At 68.5% G+C, this 16,156-nt stretch carries 16 protein-coding genes and 1 pseudogene; 14 read left to right on the forward strand and 3 right to left on the reverse strand.

Annotated elements, in window-relative coordinates; genetic code table 11:
- From infB to AC1HC7_RS12935, 8 genes and pseudogenes are all read left to right on the forward strand, one after another.
- Positions 1 to 2,018 (forward strand): annotated as a pseudogene (infB, locus tag AC1HC7_RS12900) (translation initiation factor IF-2); the annotation flags it as partial.
- A 128-nt stretch (positions 2,019 to 2,146) separates the two neighbouring features.
- A complete protein-coding gene (gene rbfA / locus AC1HC7_RS12905) occupies positions 2,147 to 2,563 on the forward strand; it encodes a 30S ribosome-binding factor RbfA (RefSeq protein ID WP_479495649.1) in 417 nt (138 codons plus the stop codon).
- Positions 2,564 to 2,597: 34 nt separating this feature from the next.
- Positions 2,598 to 3,416, forward strand: a complete 819-nt coding sequence (locus AC1HC7_RS12910) for a sulfotransferase family 2 domain-containing protein (protein ID WP_479495650.1) — start codon at positions 2,598 to 2,600, stop codon at positions 3,414 to 3,416.
- Positions 3,417 to 3,485: 69 nt separating this feature from the next.
- Complete coding sequence (gene truB, locus AC1HC7_RS12915; RefSeq protein WP_479495651.1) at positions 3,486 to 4,418, forward strand: tRNA pseudouridine(55) synthase TruB; 933 nt, start codon at positions 3,486 to 3,488, stop codon at positions 4,416 to 4,418.
- A 118-nt stretch (positions 4,419 to 4,536) separates the two neighbouring features.
- A complete protein-coding gene (locus AC1HC7_RS12920) occupies positions 4,537 to 5,349 on the forward strand; it encodes a hypothetical protein (RefSeq protein WP_479499081.1) in 813 nt (270 codons plus the stop codon).
- 276 nt (positions 5,350 to 5,625) lie between these two features.
- Positions 5,626 to 5,895, forward strand: coding sequence for a 30S ribosomal protein S15 (rpsO, locus tag AC1HC7_RS12925; RefSeq protein WP_479495653.1), 270 nt, complete (start codon positions 5,626 to 5,628; stop codon positions 5,893 to 5,895).
- A 261-nt stretch (positions 5,896 to 6,156) separates the two neighbouring features.
- A complete protein-coding gene (gene pnp, locus AC1HC7_RS12930; RefSeq protein ID WP_479495654.1) occupies positions 6,157 to 8,280 on the forward strand; it encodes a polyribonucleotide nucleotidyltransferase in 2,124 nt (707 codons plus the stop codon).
- Positions 8,281 to 8,466: 186 nt separating this feature from the next.
- Entirely contained in the window at positions 8,467 to 9,363 is an 897-nt protein-coding gene (locus AC1HC7_RS12935) for a DMT family transporter (RefSeq protein WP_479495655.1), read from the forward strand.
- 25 nt (positions 9,364 to 9,388) lie between these two features.
- On the opposite strand, the gene AC1HC7_RS12940 is transcribed toward AC1HC7_RS12935, so the two are convergent.
- Both AC1HC7_RS12940 and AC1HC7_RS12945 read right to left on the reverse strand, forming a co-directional pair.
- Positions 9,389 to 9,751 carry a hypothetical protein gene (locus AC1HC7_RS12940; RefSeq protein ID WP_479495656.1) on the reverse strand — a complete coding sequence of 121 codons (363 nt, stop codon included), beginning with the start codon at positions 9,749 to 9,751 and terminating at the stop codon, positions 9,389 to 9,391.
- 27 nt (positions 9,752 to 9,778) lie between these two features.
- Complete coding sequence (locus AC1HC7_RS12945) at positions 9,779 to 10,078, reverse strand: rod-binding protein (RefSeq protein WP_479495657.1); 300 nt, start codon at positions 10,076 to 10,078, stop codon at positions 9,779 to 9,781.
- 107 nt (positions 10,079 to 10,185) lie between these two features.
- On the opposite strand from AC1HC7_RS12945, the gene AC1HC7_RS12950 reads away from it, so the two are divergent.
- Together AC1HC7_RS12950 and AC1HC7_RS12955 are read left to right on the forward strand one after the other, a co-directional pair.
- Positions 10,186 to 11,688, forward strand: coding sequence for a flagellar hook-length control protein FliK (locus tag AC1HC7_RS12950; protein ID WP_479499082.1), 1,503 nt, complete (start codon positions 10,186 to 10,188; stop codon positions 11,686 to 11,688).
- An 11-nt stretch (positions 11,689 to 11,699) separates the two neighbouring features.
- Entirely contained in the window at positions 11,700 to 12,365 is a 666-nt protein-coding gene (locus AC1HC7_RS12955; protein WP_479499083.1) for a flagellar hook capping FlgD N-terminal domain-containing protein, read from the forward strand.
- A 249-nt stretch (positions 12,366 to 12,614) separates the two neighbouring features.
- Here the strand turns inward: AC1HC7_RS12955 and AC1HC7_RS12960 are convergent, their stop codons facing one another.
- Positions 12,615 to 12,830, reverse strand: a complete 216-nt coding sequence (locus AC1HC7_RS12960; RefSeq protein ID WP_479495660.1) for a DUF1127 domain-containing protein — start codon at positions 12,828 to 12,830, stop codon at positions 12,615 to 12,617.
- Positions 12,831 to 13,128: 298 nt separating this feature from the next.
- Here AC1HC7_RS12960 and ruvC point away from each other — a divergent pair, with 298 nt between their 5' ends.
- From ruvC to AC1HC7_RS12980, 4 genes are all read left to right on the forward strand, one after another.
- Positions 13,129 to 13,632: a crossover junction endodeoxyribonuclease RuvC gene (gene ruvC, locus AC1HC7_RS12965; protein WP_479495661.1), complete on the forward strand. Its 504-nt coding sequence runs from the start codon at positions 13,129 to 13,131 to the stop codon at positions 13,630 to 13,632.
- 147 nt (positions 13,633 to 13,779) lie between these two features.
- Positions 13,780 to 14,496 (forward strand): Holliday junction branch migration protein RuvA, encoded by a 717-nt coding sequence (gene ruvA, locus AC1HC7_RS12970; RefSeq protein ID WP_479495662.1) that lies wholly within the window; start codon positions 13,780 to 13,782, stop codon positions 14,494 to 14,496.
- Positions 14,497 to 14,499: 3 nt separating this feature from the next.
- The gene (gene ruvB / locus AC1HC7_RS12975) at positions 14,500 to 15,552 is read left to right on the forward strand and encodes a Holliday junction branch migration DNA helicase RuvB (RefSeq protein WP_479499084.1); all 1,053 of its coding nucleotides are present in this window, start codon (positions 14,500 to 14,502) and stop codon (positions 15,550 to 15,552) included.
- Positions 15,549 to 16,156, forward strand: a 608-nt coding sequence (locus tag AC1HC7_RS12980) for a hypothetical protein (protein WP_479495664.1), incomplete at its 3' end; no start/stop codon positions are given. The genes ruvB and AC1HC7_RS12980, both read left to right, overlap by 4 nt.

The raw sequence follows: 16,156 nt of genomic DNA on the forward strand, positions 1-16,156 counted from the left end.
CCCCCCGCGACGTGGAGGGCGCCCGCGCCAGCCGCTACGGCCCCGCCAAGCGCCCCGGCGGCGCCGGCAAGCCGGGCGATCGCGCCGCGACGCCGTCGCGCGGCCGCGCCACCGAGCAGCGCCGCCGCTCCGGCAAGCTGACGATTTCCCGCGCCACCTCGGGCGACGAGGGCGGGCGCCAGCGCTCCATGGCCTCCATGCGCCGCCGCGCCGAGCGCGAAAAGCGCAAGATGCGCGGGCATGTGGAGCGCGAGAAGGTCGTGCGCGACGTGCAGGTGCCCGACGCGATCACCGTGCAGGAACTGGCCAACCGCATGGCCGAACGCGCCGCCGACGTGGTCAAGAGCCTGTTCAAGAGCGGCATGATGGTCACCATCAACGACACGCTCGACGCGGACACCGCGCAGCTTGTGGTCGAGGAATTCGGCCACCGCGTGCAGCGCGTTTCGGAGGCCGACGTGGAAAGCGTGATCGAGACAGCCATGGACAAGGACGAGGATCTGCAGCCCCGCGCCCCGGTGGTGACGATCATGGGCCATGTGGATCACGGCAAGACGTCGCTGCTGGACGCGATCCGCAAGACCAACGTGGTCTCGGGCGAGGCCGGCGGCATCACCCAGCATATCGGCGCCTATCAGATCACGCTGGACAGCGGCGCGGTCGTCACTTTCCTCGACACGCCGGGCCATGCCGCCTTCACCTCCATGCGCGAGCGCGGGGCGCAGGTGACGGACATCGTCATCCTGGTCGTGGCGGCGGATGATTCGGTGATGCCCCAGACCATCGAGGCGATCCACCACGCCAAGGCGGCGGGGGTGCCGATGATCGTGGCGATCAACAAGTGCGACAAGCCCGGCGCCGACCCCGACAAGGTGCGCGCCGAACTGCTGCAGCACGAGGTGATCGTGGAGGCCATGTCGGGCGACGTGCTCGACGTGGAGGTGTCGGCGATCACCGGGCAGGGGCTCGACACCCTGCTGGAGAACATCGCGCTGCAGGCCGAATTGCTGGAGCTGAAGGCCAATCCCAAGCGCCCCGCCGAGGGCGCGGTGATCGAGGCCAAGCTCGACACCGGCCGCGGCCCCGTGGCCACCGTGCTGATTCAGCGCGGCACCCTGAAGCGCGGCGACATCTTCGTGGTCGGCGAACAATGGGGCAAGGTGCGCGCGCTGATCAACGATCAGGGCGAACGCGTGAACGCGGCCGGCCCCTCGGTTCCGGTGGAGGTGCTCGGCCTCAACGGCACCCCGCAGGCCGGCGACGTGCTCAACGCGGTGGAGAGCGAGGCCAAGGCCCGCGAGATCGCCGATTACCGCCAGCGCAAATCGCGCGAGACCCAGGCCGCGCAGGGGTCGCGCGCCACGCTCGACCAGCTGCTGGCGCAGGCCAGCGTCGGCGGCGCGGTGGCGGAGCTGCCGATCCTGGTGAAAGCCGACGTGCAGGGGTCGGCCGAGGCCATCGTGCAGGCCATGGAGAAGGTCGGCAACGACGAGGTGCAGGTGCGGGTGCTGCATTCCGGCGTCGGCGCGATCACCGAATCCGACGTCACCCTCGCCGGGGCTTCGGACGCCCCGATCATCGGCTTCAACGTCCGCGCCAACGCCCCGGCGCGCGAAGCGGCGAGCCAGAAAGGCGTGGAGATCCGCTACTATTCGATCATCTACGACCTCGTGGACGACGTGAAGAAGGCCGCCTCGGGCCTGCTCAGCCCCGAGATCAAGGAGACCTTCATCGGCTATGCCAAGATCAAGGAGGTCTTCAAGGTCACTGGCGTCGGCAAGGTGGCGGGCTGCGAGGTCACCGAGGGCGTGGCGCGCCGCGCCGCGGGCGTGCGCCTGCTGCGCGACGACGTGGTGATCCACGAAGGCAAGCTGAAGACCCTGAAGCGGTTCAAGGACGAAGTCGCCGAGGTGCGCGCCGGTCAGGAATGCGGCATGGCCTTCGAGAAATACGAGGATATCCGCGAGGGCGACGTGATCGAGATCTTCACCTCCGAGGAAATCGAGCGCACGCTCTGACGACAGCCGCGGGCCGATCCTCCGGGATCGGTTTCGGGCGGCATGGGCGAACCGGCGGCGCGGCGACATGATCGCTGCGCCGCTTGCGTTTCGCCCGGTTCGAATTGGCGAATCACGAAGGAAAGAACATGGGCGGCAAGCGGTTTTCGGGGGGCGCCGGTCCCTCGCAGCGCCAGTTGAAGGTCGGTGAACTGATCCGTCGCGCGCTGTCGGACGTGCTGATGCGCGGCGACGTGCATGACCCGGACCTGTCGCGCAGCTCCATCACCGTCAGCGAGGTGCGCGCCTCGCCCGACCTGCGTCAGGCGCTGGTCTTCGTGATGCCGCTGGGCGGCGTCGCGGTGGAGGAAACCCTCGCGGCGCTCAACCGCAGCAAGCGCGAACTGCGTCATCAGGTGGCCCGCGCCGTCAAGCTGAAATATTCACCGGATCTTCGTTTCGTTGTGGACAATAGCTTTGATCGGATGGACGAGACCCGCCGCCTGCTGAGCGAGGATCGCGTGCGCCGCGACATCGAGCAACCCGGCCCCGACGCGGAGGATTGACCGCGCCGGGCCATCGAACACGGAAGGCCCGCGCATGTTCGCCAGATTTTTTCCACGCCAGTTTCGCAATGAGTCCGCTTCGAAGCCGCCGCAGGGCGATCCCGGAGGCCCCGAAACCGCCGTCAGTTCGCCGACCAGATTTTTTCTGACGACAAGACGCTATCCGCTGTTCTACCTGCCGATCGCCAAATGCGGCTGCACCTTCGTGAAGAACCTGCTGTGGCAGCTCGATCATGACCGCGTGCATGGCGATCCGCTGGACATCCACGCCGCGCAATCCAGCGACCTGGTGAGCGCGCGCGACCGTTCGCTGGAGGATCTGCGCGCCAGCGCCTATGGCTTCGTGGTGTTGCGCGATCCGGTGGAGCGCGTCATGTCGCTGTATTTCGACAAGGTGATCGGCCCGCGGCGCTTCGCGTTCTTCGCCGAGCATCTGGCGCAGGCCCACGATGTCGATGTCGACCTGCCCTGCGACGCGCCGGCCGCGAAGCACCGCGACAACCTGATGAAGCTGACGGCGTTTCTCGCCGCCAACATCAAGGGCGACACGAAGCTGGCGGTCAACCCGCACTGGCGCCCGCAGGCGGCGCGGATGCGTCGGACGGAGGGGCTGGATTTCCATGTCATCCCCTTGCCCCTGCTCGATGAATCGCTGCCCCGCATTCTCGGTCCGCTGATCCCCGACATCGCCGCGCAGATGGCGGCGGTGACCACGCGCAACGCCGTGCCGCGCCTGAAGGGGGCGGGCGAGGACGACGCGCCGCTGGCGACGCCGGAACTGCGCGCGCGCATCGACGCCGTTTACCCGCGCGACCGCGCCATGTATGACCACGCGCTCAAAGCCCGGCGCTGACTCGGCGCGCGCCGGGCGCGGGGCCGGCGTCAGGCCGGATCGCGACGCCGGACACGGAGAACGGGCGACATGGCGCGACGCAAGAAGGGGCTGGCCATCGACGGCTGGCTGGTGGTGGACAAGCCCGTCGGCGTGACCTCGGCGCAGGTGGTGGCCAAGGCGCGCTGGGCGCTGAACGCGCAAAAGGCGGGGCATGCGGGCACGCTCGACCCGCTGGCCACCGGCGTGCTGGCGGTGGCCTTCGGCGAGGCCACCAAGACCGTGCCCTACATCACCGACGCGCTGAAGGCCTATCGCTTCGCCATCCGCTGGGGCGAGACCACCGCCACCGACGATCGCGAGGGCGCGGTGATCGCCGCCTGCGACCTGCGCCCGGACCGCGCGGCGATCGAGGCCGCGCTGCCGCAATTCACCGGCGAGATCATGCAGACCCCGCCGGCCTTCTCCGCCGTCAAGGTGGACGGCGCCCGCGCCTATGACCTGGCCCGTGACGGGCAGGCGGTGGACCTCGCCGCGCGCCCGCTCTGGGTGGAAAGCCTGACCCTGCTCGCCATTCCCGACGCCGATCACGCCGAACTGGAGATGGTCTGCGGCAAGGGCGGCTATGTGCGCGCCATCGCCCGCGATCTGGGCGCAGCGCTTGGCTGCGGCGGCCATGTGGCGGGGCTCAGGCGCATATGGTCCGGGCCGTTCGAGGTCGGGGACGGGGTCTCCATGGAGGACCTCGAGGCCATGCGCGGCGACCCGGACGCCCCGGGCCGGCTGTTCCCGGTGGCAAGCGGGCTTGCGGATCTGACCGAGGCGCCGGTGTCCGCCGAGGCCGCCGCGGATCTGCGCCAGGGCCGCGCCGGGCGGGCGCTGGCCTCGGACGCGGCGTATGGGGAAACGGTCTGGGCCTCGCATGACGGCGCGCCGGTGGCGGTGGGGACCTACCGCGCCGGCATGGTGCAGCCGATCCGGGTGTTCGCGGCGCGCGCGCCGGGCCGCCCCGGCGGCGCATAGGCGGCGCAAGACCGGCGATCCGCCGGGGCCGCGACCGGGGCGCGCCTTGACCATATGACTAACGGCAGGTTAACCTCGCGCGGAGATTCGAATTTCCTGTGTGTGAGAGGATTGTGTAATGGGGACTCTGAAATATATGGCGCTGGCGTGCGTATGTTCCGCCGCGTCGGTCGGCGTTGCGCAGGCGACGCAGATCGCGGGCTTCGGCAGCCCGGCCGGCGAGCCGGGGATCATCAACGCCGTGGTCGAGGATTTCGAGACGCTGGCGCCCGGCGCCACCGGCGCGTTTTCCAACAACGGGGTCACCTACACCGGCACGGACACCCGCGGCATCGCCGGGCCGAACCCGACCGCGTCGCCGATGTATGTCGACCGCCGGGTGGCGCTGACCACCACCGCGATCTGGCCCGGACCCTACCCGCCGGGCTACGAGGTCGAGGCCGGGCTGGTCTATTTCGTCACCGACGGCGATCTGAACTCCGTCGGGCAGGGCCTGTCCAACGGCGAGGAAACGCTGGCGATCGACGCGAATTTCGATCCGACGCCCTACACGGTGGAATTCCGCTTCGATTTCGCCGCGCCGGTCGAATACTTCGCCTTCAATCTCGGCGGCATGGACAATGTCTGGGAACTGTCCGCCTATGACGGCGGCGGCGGGCTGATCGATTCCATGGTCATCGGACCCCAGGGCCCGGATTTCAATGACGGCGCCTATTTCGGCTTGTCGGACGCGGGCGGCATCGCCTACGCGGTGCTGCGGGACATGCTGGCCCCGAACTGGCCGACGGGCGAACTGGTCGTCATCGACAACTTCACCACTGCCAATCTGAACGGCGTCGCGCCGGTGCCGCTGCCCGCGGCCCTGCCGATGCTTCTGGGCGCCATGGCGCTGTTCGGCTTCGCCGGCTGGCGCAAGTCGCGCGCCGCCTGACGGCGCGCGCCCGTCGCCCGATTTCGGGCGGCCGATCCGGACATCATCGCGGCGGCCCCGATGGGGGCCGCCGCTTTCGTTCGGGCGACGTTCGGTCGCGCGCCGCCGCAACCGGGGCGCGTTGATTGGCCCTTCCCTTTCGACCCGATCTGCGCCATATGACGGGCTTCGCTGCAAGCGACCCCGCTGGACGACATCCCGGCGACGGCCGCCTGGCGAAGGCGCGACGGGAAACGGTCCCCTCGCGCAGTCAATCCCAAGCCCAAGGAGGCCCCGATGTCGATTGCACCAGACGTCAAAGAGGCGTTGATCAAGGACTACGCGATCAAGGAGGGCGACACCGGTTCGCCCGAAGTCCAGGTCGCCATTCTGACCCATCGGATCACTCATCTGACCGAGCACTTCAAGACCCACAAGAAAGACAACCATTCGCGTCGCGGTCTGCTCAAGATGGTCGCCCTGCGGCGCAAGCTGCTGGATTATGTGCGAGGCAAGGACGAGGCGCGCTACAAATCGCTCATCTCCCGCCTCGGCATTCGCCGCTGATTTTTCAGGGCGCGCCCCAGCCGGGCGCGCCCTGTTGCATGGAGGCCCCGACCGCCAAGGCCGCGGCCGTTCCGCACGCGCCTTCCCGCGAAAAGGGGAGGCGGCCGGCCCGGGATTGATCCCGGCACACCGACATCCGCAGCGTTTCCGCCCCCGGCCCCGGGTCGAAGCGAGGGATATATACGCAACGGGGCCCGTCCCGGGATGGGACGCATCGCGGTCGCCGCCACCGGGCGGCAGGCCGTCTGAGAAGGAAACGGAATGTTCAACATCGTCAAGAAATCCATCGAATGGGGCGGCGAAACGCTGACCATGGAAACCGGCGGCATCGCCCGCCAGGCCGACGGCGCGGTGCTCGCGACGCTCGGCGAGACCACGGTGCTCGCCACCGTGGTGTTCGAGAAGAAGCCGAAGCTCGGTCTGGATTTCTTCCCGCTCTCGGTTCACTACCAGGAAAAATACTACGCCGCCGGCAAGATCCCCGGCGGATTTTTCAAGCGCGAGGCCCGGCCCACCGAAAAGGAAACGCTGACCTCGCGGCTGATCGACCGCCCGATCCGCCCGCTGTTCGTGCCCGGCTTCAAGCACGAGACCCAGGTCATCATCACCGTGCTGAGCCACGATCTTGAAAACGACCCGGACATTCTCGCCATGGTCGCGGCCTCCGCGGCGCTGACCATCTCCGGCGCGCCGTTCTACGGCCCGATCGGCGGCGCCCGCGTCGGTTACGTGGACGGCGAATACGTGCTGAACCCGCGCGTCGACGACATGCGCAAGCTGCTCGAAAACCCCGAGCAGCAGCTCAACCTCGTGGTCGCGGGCACCAAGGATGCGGTCATGATGGTCGAATCCGAGGCCTACGAACTGTCCGAGGAGGTGATGCTCGGCGCCGTGACCTTCGGCCACGCGCAGATGCAGCCGGTGATCGACATGATCATCGACCTCGCCGAGGACGCGGCCAAGGAGCCCTACGATTTTCAGGCCCCCGACACCTCGGCCGAATACGCCCGCGTGAAGGAACTGGGCGAGGCCGCCATGCGCGCCGCCTTCGCCATCACCGACAAGCAGGAGCGCACGGCCGCGATTTCCGCCGCGCGCCAGTCGATCCTCGATGCGCTGAGCGACGAGGAAAAGGAAAACGCCGCCCTGTATGCCGGCTGCTTCAAGAAGCTTGAATCCGAGGTGGTGCGCGGCGACATCCTCAACACCGGGCGGCGCATCGACGGGCGTGATCTGGCCACCGTGCGCCCGATCGTGGCGCAGGCCGGATTCCTGCCCCGCACCCACGGCTCGGCCCTGTTCACGCGCGGCGAGACCCAGGGTCTGGTGGTCACCACGCTGGGCACCGGCGACGACGAGCAGATCATCGACGCGCTGGAAGGCGAATGGCGCGAGCGCTTCCTGCTGCACTACAATTTCCCGCCGTATTCGGTGGGCGAGGCGGGGCGCATGTTCGGCCCCGGCCGTCGCGAGATCGGCCATGGCAAGCTCGCCTGGCGGGCGCTGCAGGCGGTGCTGCCGCCGGCGACCGATTTCCCCTACACCGTGCGCATCGTCTCCGAGATCACCGAATCCAACGGTTCGTCCTCGATGGCCACGGTCTGCGGCGCCTCGCTGTCGATGATGGACGCCGGCGTGCCGCTGAAGGCCCCGGTGGCCGGCGTCGCCATGGGCCTGATCCTCGAGGGCGAGAAATTCGCCGTGCTCACCGACATCCTCGGCGACGAGGATCACCTCGGCGACATGGATTTCAAGGTCGCGGGCACCGCCAACGGCATCACCTCGCTGCAGATGGACATCAAGGTCGCGGGCATCACCCCCGAGATCATGAAACAGGCGCTGGCGCAGGCCAAGGACGGCCGGCTGCACATCCTCGACGAGATGTCCAAGGCGCTGAGCGAGGCCGGGTCCTTCTCGGTCCACGCCCCGCGCATCGAGACCATGCAGATCAACCCCGACAAGATCCGCGAAGTGATCGGCTCGGGCGGCAAGGTGATCCGCTCCATCGTCGAGGAATCCGGCGCCAAGGTCGACATCAACGATGACGGCGTCATCAAGATCGCCTCCGCCGACGGCATCGCCATCGAGAAGGCGCGCGACCTGATCAACGCCATCGTCGCCGAACCCGAGGTCGGCAAGATCTACACCGGCAAAGTGGTGAAGATCATGGATTTCGGCGCTTTCGTGAACTTCTTCGGCAAGCGCGACGGTCTCGTGCACATCTCGCAGATGACCTGGGAGCGCGGCGCCAACCCCAAGGATCTCGTGAAAGAGGGCCAGGAGGTGAAGGTCAAGCTGATGGGCTTCGACGACCGCGGCAAGACCCGCCTGTCCATGAAGATCATCGATCAGACCACCGGCGAAGAGATCAAGCGCGACGCCTGATCCCGGCGCGTTCATTTGTGACCTGCGACGACGCCCCGGCCCCTGCGGCCGGGGCGTTCGCGCGTGCGCCCACCGGTTGACCTTGCCCCGGCGGCGGGATGGTTTTATAAGGTATGCTTATGACTTTCCGGCGGGGAGGGCGGCATTCGACGCCCGGCGCCGGTCATGCCCGATCGGGGATCTCCCATGACCCTGCCCAATGCCGTGAGCGGCAAAGGCGCCGCGTTCGCGATGCTCGCGGTGACGATCTTCGCGGCGCAGGACGGCCTGTCCAAATACCTCGCCACCGAATACCCGCCGGTGTTCGTGGTGATGATTCGCTACTGGGCCTTTGCGCTGTTCGCGGTGGCGGCGGCGATGCGCGCCAAAGGCGGGATCGCGGCGGTGGCGCGGACCGGCCGGCCGGGGCTGCAGATCTTTCGCGGCGCGTTTCTGGCCATGCAGGTGGTGATCGCCATCACCTCATTCTCCGTGGTCGGGCTGGTGGGCACCCATGCGATTTTCGCTTCGGCGCCGCTGCTGGTTGCGGTCCTGTCCATGCCGGTGCTGGGCGAACGCGTGGGCTGGCGGCGATGGCTGGCGATCTGCGTCGGCTTTGGCGGCGTGCTGCTGATCCTGCAACCGGGGGGCGGGCGCTTCGATGTCACGTTGCTGCTGCCGGTCGTCGCAGCGGTCGGCATCGCGGTCTACGGGGTTCTGACGCGGCTGGTCAGCCGCACTGACAGTTCGGCGACCAGTTTCTTCTACACCGGCGTCGCCGGCGCCGCGGCGATCACCCTGATCGGACCGTTCTACTGGGTTTCCGTGGCCCCGGGCGATCTGCCCTGGCTGCTTTTGCTCTGCATCACCGGTTCGTTGGGCCACTATTATCTGATCCGGGCCTTTGAACTGCTTGATGCGGTGGTGGTGCAGCCGTTCTCCTATGTGCAGATGGTCCTCGCGTCGATGATCGGCATCGCCGTGTTCGGCGAAGCGCTGACCACGACCACGGCCGTTGGCGCATTCGTCGTCGTCGCGGCGGGGGCCTTCACCGTCTGGCGCGAAAGCGTCGCGGCGAGGCGCGTCGCGCGCAGGCTCCGATGATCCGGGCCTGCGCCGCGCGCCGCCGTCAGGCCCGGCGTTCCTTCGTCGCGCGCCCGGCTTCCGCGGTCACGCTCTGGCCCTCCGGCGTATAGGCGCCGAAGCCAAGCCGGGCCTCCTCGATTTCGCGCAGCCGATCCCGTGCCGCTTTCATGCCCGAGAGATAGGCGGTGGCCAGGTCGCCATTGCGCCGCGCCTCGGCCCGGATGCGCGCAAGCAACCCCGTCGCGGTGTCCTGATTGTCCGGTCTGGCGTTTTCCAGCATGCACAGAACCGCGCTGCGCCGACGTTCCAGCGCGGCCAGGTCGGATGCGCGTCCGGCGGTGAGCAGCTTTCGCTCCTCGGCAAGCAGCGCCAGCAAGCGCGTCGCGGATCGAGACCATTCAGACATTGGGATTTCCTTCGCTATGGGCGCGATTCACCGAGTCGTCTCGCGTTGCTTGATGGCGTCGAAAATCGCCTCGGCCAGCCCGACTCCGCCCGCCTGGGTCATGAGTTTCGCCTGTTCGGCGGTCAACATGCTGGAAAACGCCTCCTCGCCCGCGCCGCCGCCGAAGGATTCGCGCGAATCGCCAAGGCCCGCATAAGAGAGCATTTCAGCCAGGAACGTGGCCTCGAGCTCCTGCGCGACCTTGTAGATGCGTGCGTCCCGCTCGGATTCGCTTGGCGCCGCGCGCGGATGGGCCGGCGTGGCGGCCGTCGCTGCGATAATCTCCATTGCAGTCCCCTTTCTCTCTGCATCCTGAATGGTTTCGGTAAACGCTTGGTAACGGTTCTGGGAAATACTCGCGCCATGACCGGATTAATCAGAGTTGGGCGCCGCCTATGATCCTGCCGCTTGCCGCCGAAACCAGCGGCGCCGTTCGCCGGCCCGAAAAAGCCCCCGAATCGACGGGGCCTGAATCGCCGGGCCCCGAATCGCCGACCGCGCAGTCGAAACCCGATGGCGACCGCAAGGCGATGCCGTTCAGCGATATGGTCGCCCAAAGCGACGCCGGGAAAGCCGACGCCCCTGCGCGCGCGGCTTCGGCCGAACCGCCGGCGCGGCCTCGGCCGGACATGTCAATTGCGGCCACGCTTCAGGCGCCAGACGCGGCGACGCCCGCCATGGAGGGCGAAACATTGGTCGCGCCGCAATCTCCCGGGGGCGGCGAAGCGCCGCCAATCGATCTGACGAGCATGGCGCAGGCCGACGCCGCCGAGGTTGCGCGAGTTGCCCGAACGCCGGCAAGGGAAGCGGATCAGGGCGAGGCGGCAACCGAGCCTCCGGACGCAATGCTCGTCGAATCCGCCGCAGCCTTGCCGACCGCGGCGAATGCTTCGGATGGATCGACGCCGGAGGTGACCGGCATGGATGCAGAAGCGCCCGCTGCGGACGGGGAGCCGCCCGCCGGCATCGCCGGTGAATTGGCCATGCCCGCCGAGGCGCCCCCATCGCAGGGCACGCCGCAGGTCACGTCGCAGGACACGCCGCAGGACACGCCGCAGGCCGCGGCGAGCGCAGGCGAGACCGGCGCTGCGCTTATGGCGGCGTCGATGCAGGCCGAGCCCGCGAACCCTCGCACGCGCGTCACTCAGGAAAGCCGCGTCGCGCAGGACATTGGCGCGCAGCCGCAAATCGCGCGCGACCCGGCGCAACCGGCGACGCAGCCGCGCTCGGCGCCAGAGGCTGTCCTTGGAACCGACGATGCGCCCGAGCTCCCCGCCGCCCCGCAGCCGACGCCGGCCGCGCGACCGACGGACCCTGCCGCGGCCGCGCTTCAGGCCGCGCTTGTCGGCGCCCCGGCCGCGACGCTTTCAGCGGAGGATTTCGGCGCCCTGATCGATGCCGCAGACGCGGCCGTCGAGGCCGAGACCCATGCAAGCGCCGTCGCGCTGCAAACCGAGCGGGCGGCATTGACCCAGATTCAATCGGCGCCTGCCGCGGCGACGCGGGACTCCGCGCTTGCCGGCGTCGTCGCGCGCCAGATCGGCGTTGCGATCACGGCGGGCGACGGCAAGTCGATCGAGATCAGGCTGGATCCGCCGGAACTGGGGCGCGTGCGGATCGAACTGGTGATGGCCGACGACGTGCTGACCGCCACGATCACCGCCGATCGCCCCGAAGTTGCGGATCTGATGCGCCGCCATGCGGATCAGCTGCTGCGGGAATTCGCGCAGGCCGGTCATGACAATGTCGATCTCGGGTTCGGATCGAATGGCGGCGCGCAGGGCGATGCCGAATACGCCGGCGCCGCGCAGTCGCAGGGCTCGGCGGCAGCGGCGGCGCCGGTTGAGCCGCCAGTCATTCGCCGCCTGGTCACCGCCGGGCTTGATCTCAGAGTGTAGGAGAATCCCACATGGAAGTATCCGCGACCAACGTGACGGCGCAAAGCGCCGCGCAACGCGCCGCAGAGCAGAAATCCACCGGCAAGAACTCGCTAGGGGGTGATTTCGAAACGTTCCTGAGCCTGCTGACGGCGCAGATGCGCAATCAGGATCCGCTCAATCCGGTGGATTCAACCGAGTTCGTGGCCCAGCTTGCGAATTTCTCCTCCGTGGAGCAGCAGGTGAAGGCCAACGATACGCTGGCCGACATCCTGCAATCTCTCAGCGGCGGCGGCGCCGAATCCGTGAACTGGATCGGCAAGCAGGTCGAATCGACCGCGCTGACCAGGTTCGCCGGCGATCCGATCGCCGTCAACTTCCCGCCCGGCGACAAGGATCAGTCGGCGACGCTGATCGTTCTGGACGAATCGGGCAAGGAGATCGCCCGGCAACCGGCCGATCCCGCAGCGGCGACGGTGCTGTGGTCGGGAAAGATCGCCGACGGCACGGCGCCCACCGGTTTGTACAGCTTCGTGCAGGAACGGTCCGGCGAGGACGGCCTGCCCAAGCAAATCGCCGGCGGCGTGTTCAACGCGGTGACCGAGGTGCGGTTTTCGAGCGCCGGCACGAATCTGATTCTGGAGACCGGCGAGACGATCAAGGAATCCGACGTCACTTCGATCAAGGCCTCGAACTGACGACAATGCGCCAGCGTCAGAAGGTCGGCGAGGGCTCGCCATCCCGAAACCGAGGCCATTCGGGATCAGGCGCCGGGCGTTTCTCCGGTCAGCGCCCTAGCTGCGGCCAGAGGCTTGCCGTCACCGCCCGCGCGCAGCGCGAATCATGGCGCTGTCAGATGCGCCGCGGTTTGACCAAACGACAAAGGGACCGCGATTGCGGCCCCTTCCTTCAGCGCGGCGGTCTGCCCGAAGCGGCGGGACCGGATTTCAGCGGCGCAGCCCGCGCACCACGTCTTCGAAGGCAACGCCCTCGAGGCCGATGTCGCTGAGCTGAGCGCGGCTCAGCTTGCTCAACTCGTTGAGCGTGCGGCGGCGCATGTTCCAGGCGCGCAGCGCGCCGACGGCGTCCTCGACGAGGGTGGTGACGCGCAGAACGGTGATTGCCCCGAAAGGCGCAGTGTTGGTGGATTCGATCGCAGCCATGACGAGGTCTCCTTGCTTGCGTGTGTGGATGTTCAAGATTTGTGCGTCCCGGTCATCGCCGGTGACAAGGCGGATGTAGGGTGGCCCCGAGATTCTCGCAACCGCAAAACGCGCAATACCGCTATGCAATGGATGCATGGCGATTAACTCTTTAATATCAATCAATTGTATGATGTCGCATATGGAGGATTCCGGGTCGGAAATGTGCTCTGCCAGGACGAAATCCTTGAATGCGCTGTTCAGTGTTCGCGTTTCGTGCTAGCTGCGGACATAGTGTGAATTTTCGAGGAGTCCGGCGATGCGCGTGATCGGGATCGATCCTGGACTGCGACGCACCGGATGGGGCGTGGTTGACGTGGCGGGAACCCGCCTCTCCCATGTGGCGAACGGGGTTTGCGTTTCTTCGGGTGATTCGCTGGCGGCGCGACTGCTGAGCCTGCATGAGCAGCTCACCGAGGCGCTCACCCGTCACGCGCCGGAACAGGCGGCGGTCGAGCATACCTTCGTCAACAAGGACGCCGCCGGCACGCTGAAGCTGGGGCAGGCCCGCGCCATCGCGTTGCTGGTTCCGGCGCAGGCGGGGTTGGCGGTGGCCGAATACGCGCCCAATTCGATCAAGAAGGTGGTGGTCGGGGTCGGGCATGCGGACAAGGCCCAGGTTGCGCACATGGTGCGCCTGCAGCTGCCCGATGCGGAAATCGCCGGGCCGGACGCGGCGGACGCGCTGGCCATCGCGCTATGCCACGCGCATCATGCGCGCTTTCAGGGTCGGCTGGCGCGCGCGATCGCGGCGGGGCGGTGATCTGGCGCCCGGGCCGGCGGGCGCCAAGTCGCGCGGCGATCCGGAAAGGCCCTGGTGGGGCGCGCCGCATTGCGGATCGCCGGGGCCGGCGCGAGTGACAACAGACCGCGCGGCAAGGATCGCGGCATCGAGCGGGAACAGAGCGGCATGATCGGAAAAATCTCCGGGCGCATCGACTATATCACCCAGGATCACGCGCTGATCGATGCCGGTGGCGTGGGCTACATTGTCCATTGTTCGCCGCGCACGCTGGCGCAATTGCCGCCGGCGGGTGACTTCGGCGCGCTCTACACCGAGATGGTGGTGCGCGAGGATCTGATGCAGCTTTACGGTTTCGCGACGCTGGCGGAAAAGGAATGGCACCGGCTGCTGTGCTCGGTGCAGGGGGTGGGCGCGAAGGCGGCGCTGGCGATTCTCGGCGTGCTGGGGCCCGAGGCGCTGGGCCGCGCCATCGCGCTGGGCGATGCGGGCGCGATCCGCGCGGCCCCGGGCGTGGGGCCGAAAATCGCGTCGCGCGTGGCGAACGAACTCAAGGACAAGGCCCCTGGGGTGATGGCGCTGGGCGCGGGCGGCGCGAAGCCGGCCATGTCCGCGCGACGCGCGGACCCGGAGGGCAAGAGCCCTCCGGATGCGCCTGCGGCGCATATGGCCGGCGGGGCCTCGGCGCCTGGGGAAAGCGCCGGCCTTGACACGGGCGTGGCCAGCGCCGCCGCTCAATCCGATGCGCTTTCTGCGCTGGGCAATCTCGGCTATGGGACCGGCGAAGCCGCCGCGGCGGTCGCCGCCGCCGCCGCGGAGACGCCGGGGCTGGATGTCGCCGGGTTGATCCGCGCGGCGCTGAAGGCGCTGGCGCCGAAGGGATAAGACATGGCCGACGCAGACCCCGCCTCGCCGGATCGCCTTGTGGCCCCTGCCCCGCAGCGGGGCGATGCGCCGGATCCTGCCTTGCGCCCGCAGACGCTTGATGAATTCGTCGGGCAGGCCGACGCCCGCGCCAATCTGAGCGTGTTCATCGAAAGCGCCCGCCAGCGCGGCCAGTCCATGGACCACACGCTGTTCTACGGGCCGCCGGGGCTCGGCAAGACCACCTTGGCGCAGATCGTGGCGCGCGAGCTGGGGGTGAATTTCCGCATGACCTCCGGCCCGGTGCTGGCCAAGGCCGGGGATCTGGCGGCGATCCTCACCAATCTCGACGCGCGCGACGTGCTGTTCATCGACGAGATCCACCGCATGAACCCCGCGGTCGAGGAAGTGCTGTATCCGGCGCTGGAGGATTTCGAACTGGATCTGGTGATCGGCGAGGGCCCGGCGGCGCGCACCGTGCGCATTGACCTGCAACCCTTCACGCTGGTTGGCGCCACCACGCGGCTGGGCCTGTTGACCACGCCGTTGCGCGACCGTTTCGGGATCCCGACGCGACTGGAATTCTACACCGTCGAGGAACTTGTCAGCATCGTGCATCGCGCCGCGCGACTGCTTGGCGCGCCCGCCGACGCCGACGGCGCCCATGAGATTGCGCGTCGCGCCCGCGGCACGCCGCGCATCGCCGGGCGGCTGCTGCGCCGGGTGGTGGATTTCGCCGTGGTCGAGGGCGACGGGCGGGTGACGCTGGCGATCGCGGACCGGGCGCTGACCCGGCTCGGGGTGGACGATCTGGGGCTCGACAGCGCGGATCGGCGCTATCTGCGGCTGCTCGCGGATCATTACGGCGGCGGGCCGGTGGGGGTGGAGACCATCGCCGCGGCGCTGTCCGAGGCCCGCGACGCCATCGAGGAGGTGATCGAGCCGTTCCTGCTCCAGCAGGGGCTGATCATGCGCACGCCGCGCGGGCGGACGCTGGCGGCGCGGGCCTGGACGCATCTGGGGCTGAACGCCCCGCGCCCCCCCGATCGCACCGACCTGTTCGAGCCGGAGCCATGACGCAAGCCGATCCCGCGCGCATAAAATCCTGTTTCACCGACCCCGACGGCGGGTTTCGCTTCGCCCGCTGGCGGCGCGCGCCCCGCCCCGTGGTGTTCGGATCGGACGAAACGGGGGCCGAGATCTTCGGCGCCGCGCTGCGGCGGGCGGCGGCGCTGACCGGGCTCGCGGACGCTCCGGCGCGGGCCCCCGATTATCTGGTGTTTTTCTGCAATGACTGGGCGGAGCTGCGCCACGCGCCCGACCTCGAAAAACTGATCCCCGGGCGCGACGGGCTGATCACGCGGCTCGAGGCGGCGCAGGCCAATCAATACCGCCTGTTCGGTTTCGAGCGGGGCGAGGCCGGGCCGGGCGCGATAGACATCTGCGTGACGCTGCTGCGCTATGACGCGGGGCTGCGGGCGGTCCCCGCCCCGGCGCTGGCGCTGGATCAGGCGGTGCGCAGCCTGCTGCTATGGGCCGAGGGCGCGTTTCGCGCCGATCCCCCGGTGGCGCTGGCGCAGGGCGAGGCGCTGATAAAACCGTGGTGCGCGGCGCTGCTGCGCGCCGCCTACGACCCGGTGTTGCCGGATCGCAGCATGGATGCCAGCATGGCGTTGCGGAT

It is taken from the genome of Oceanicella sp. (genome assembly GCF_056449545.1).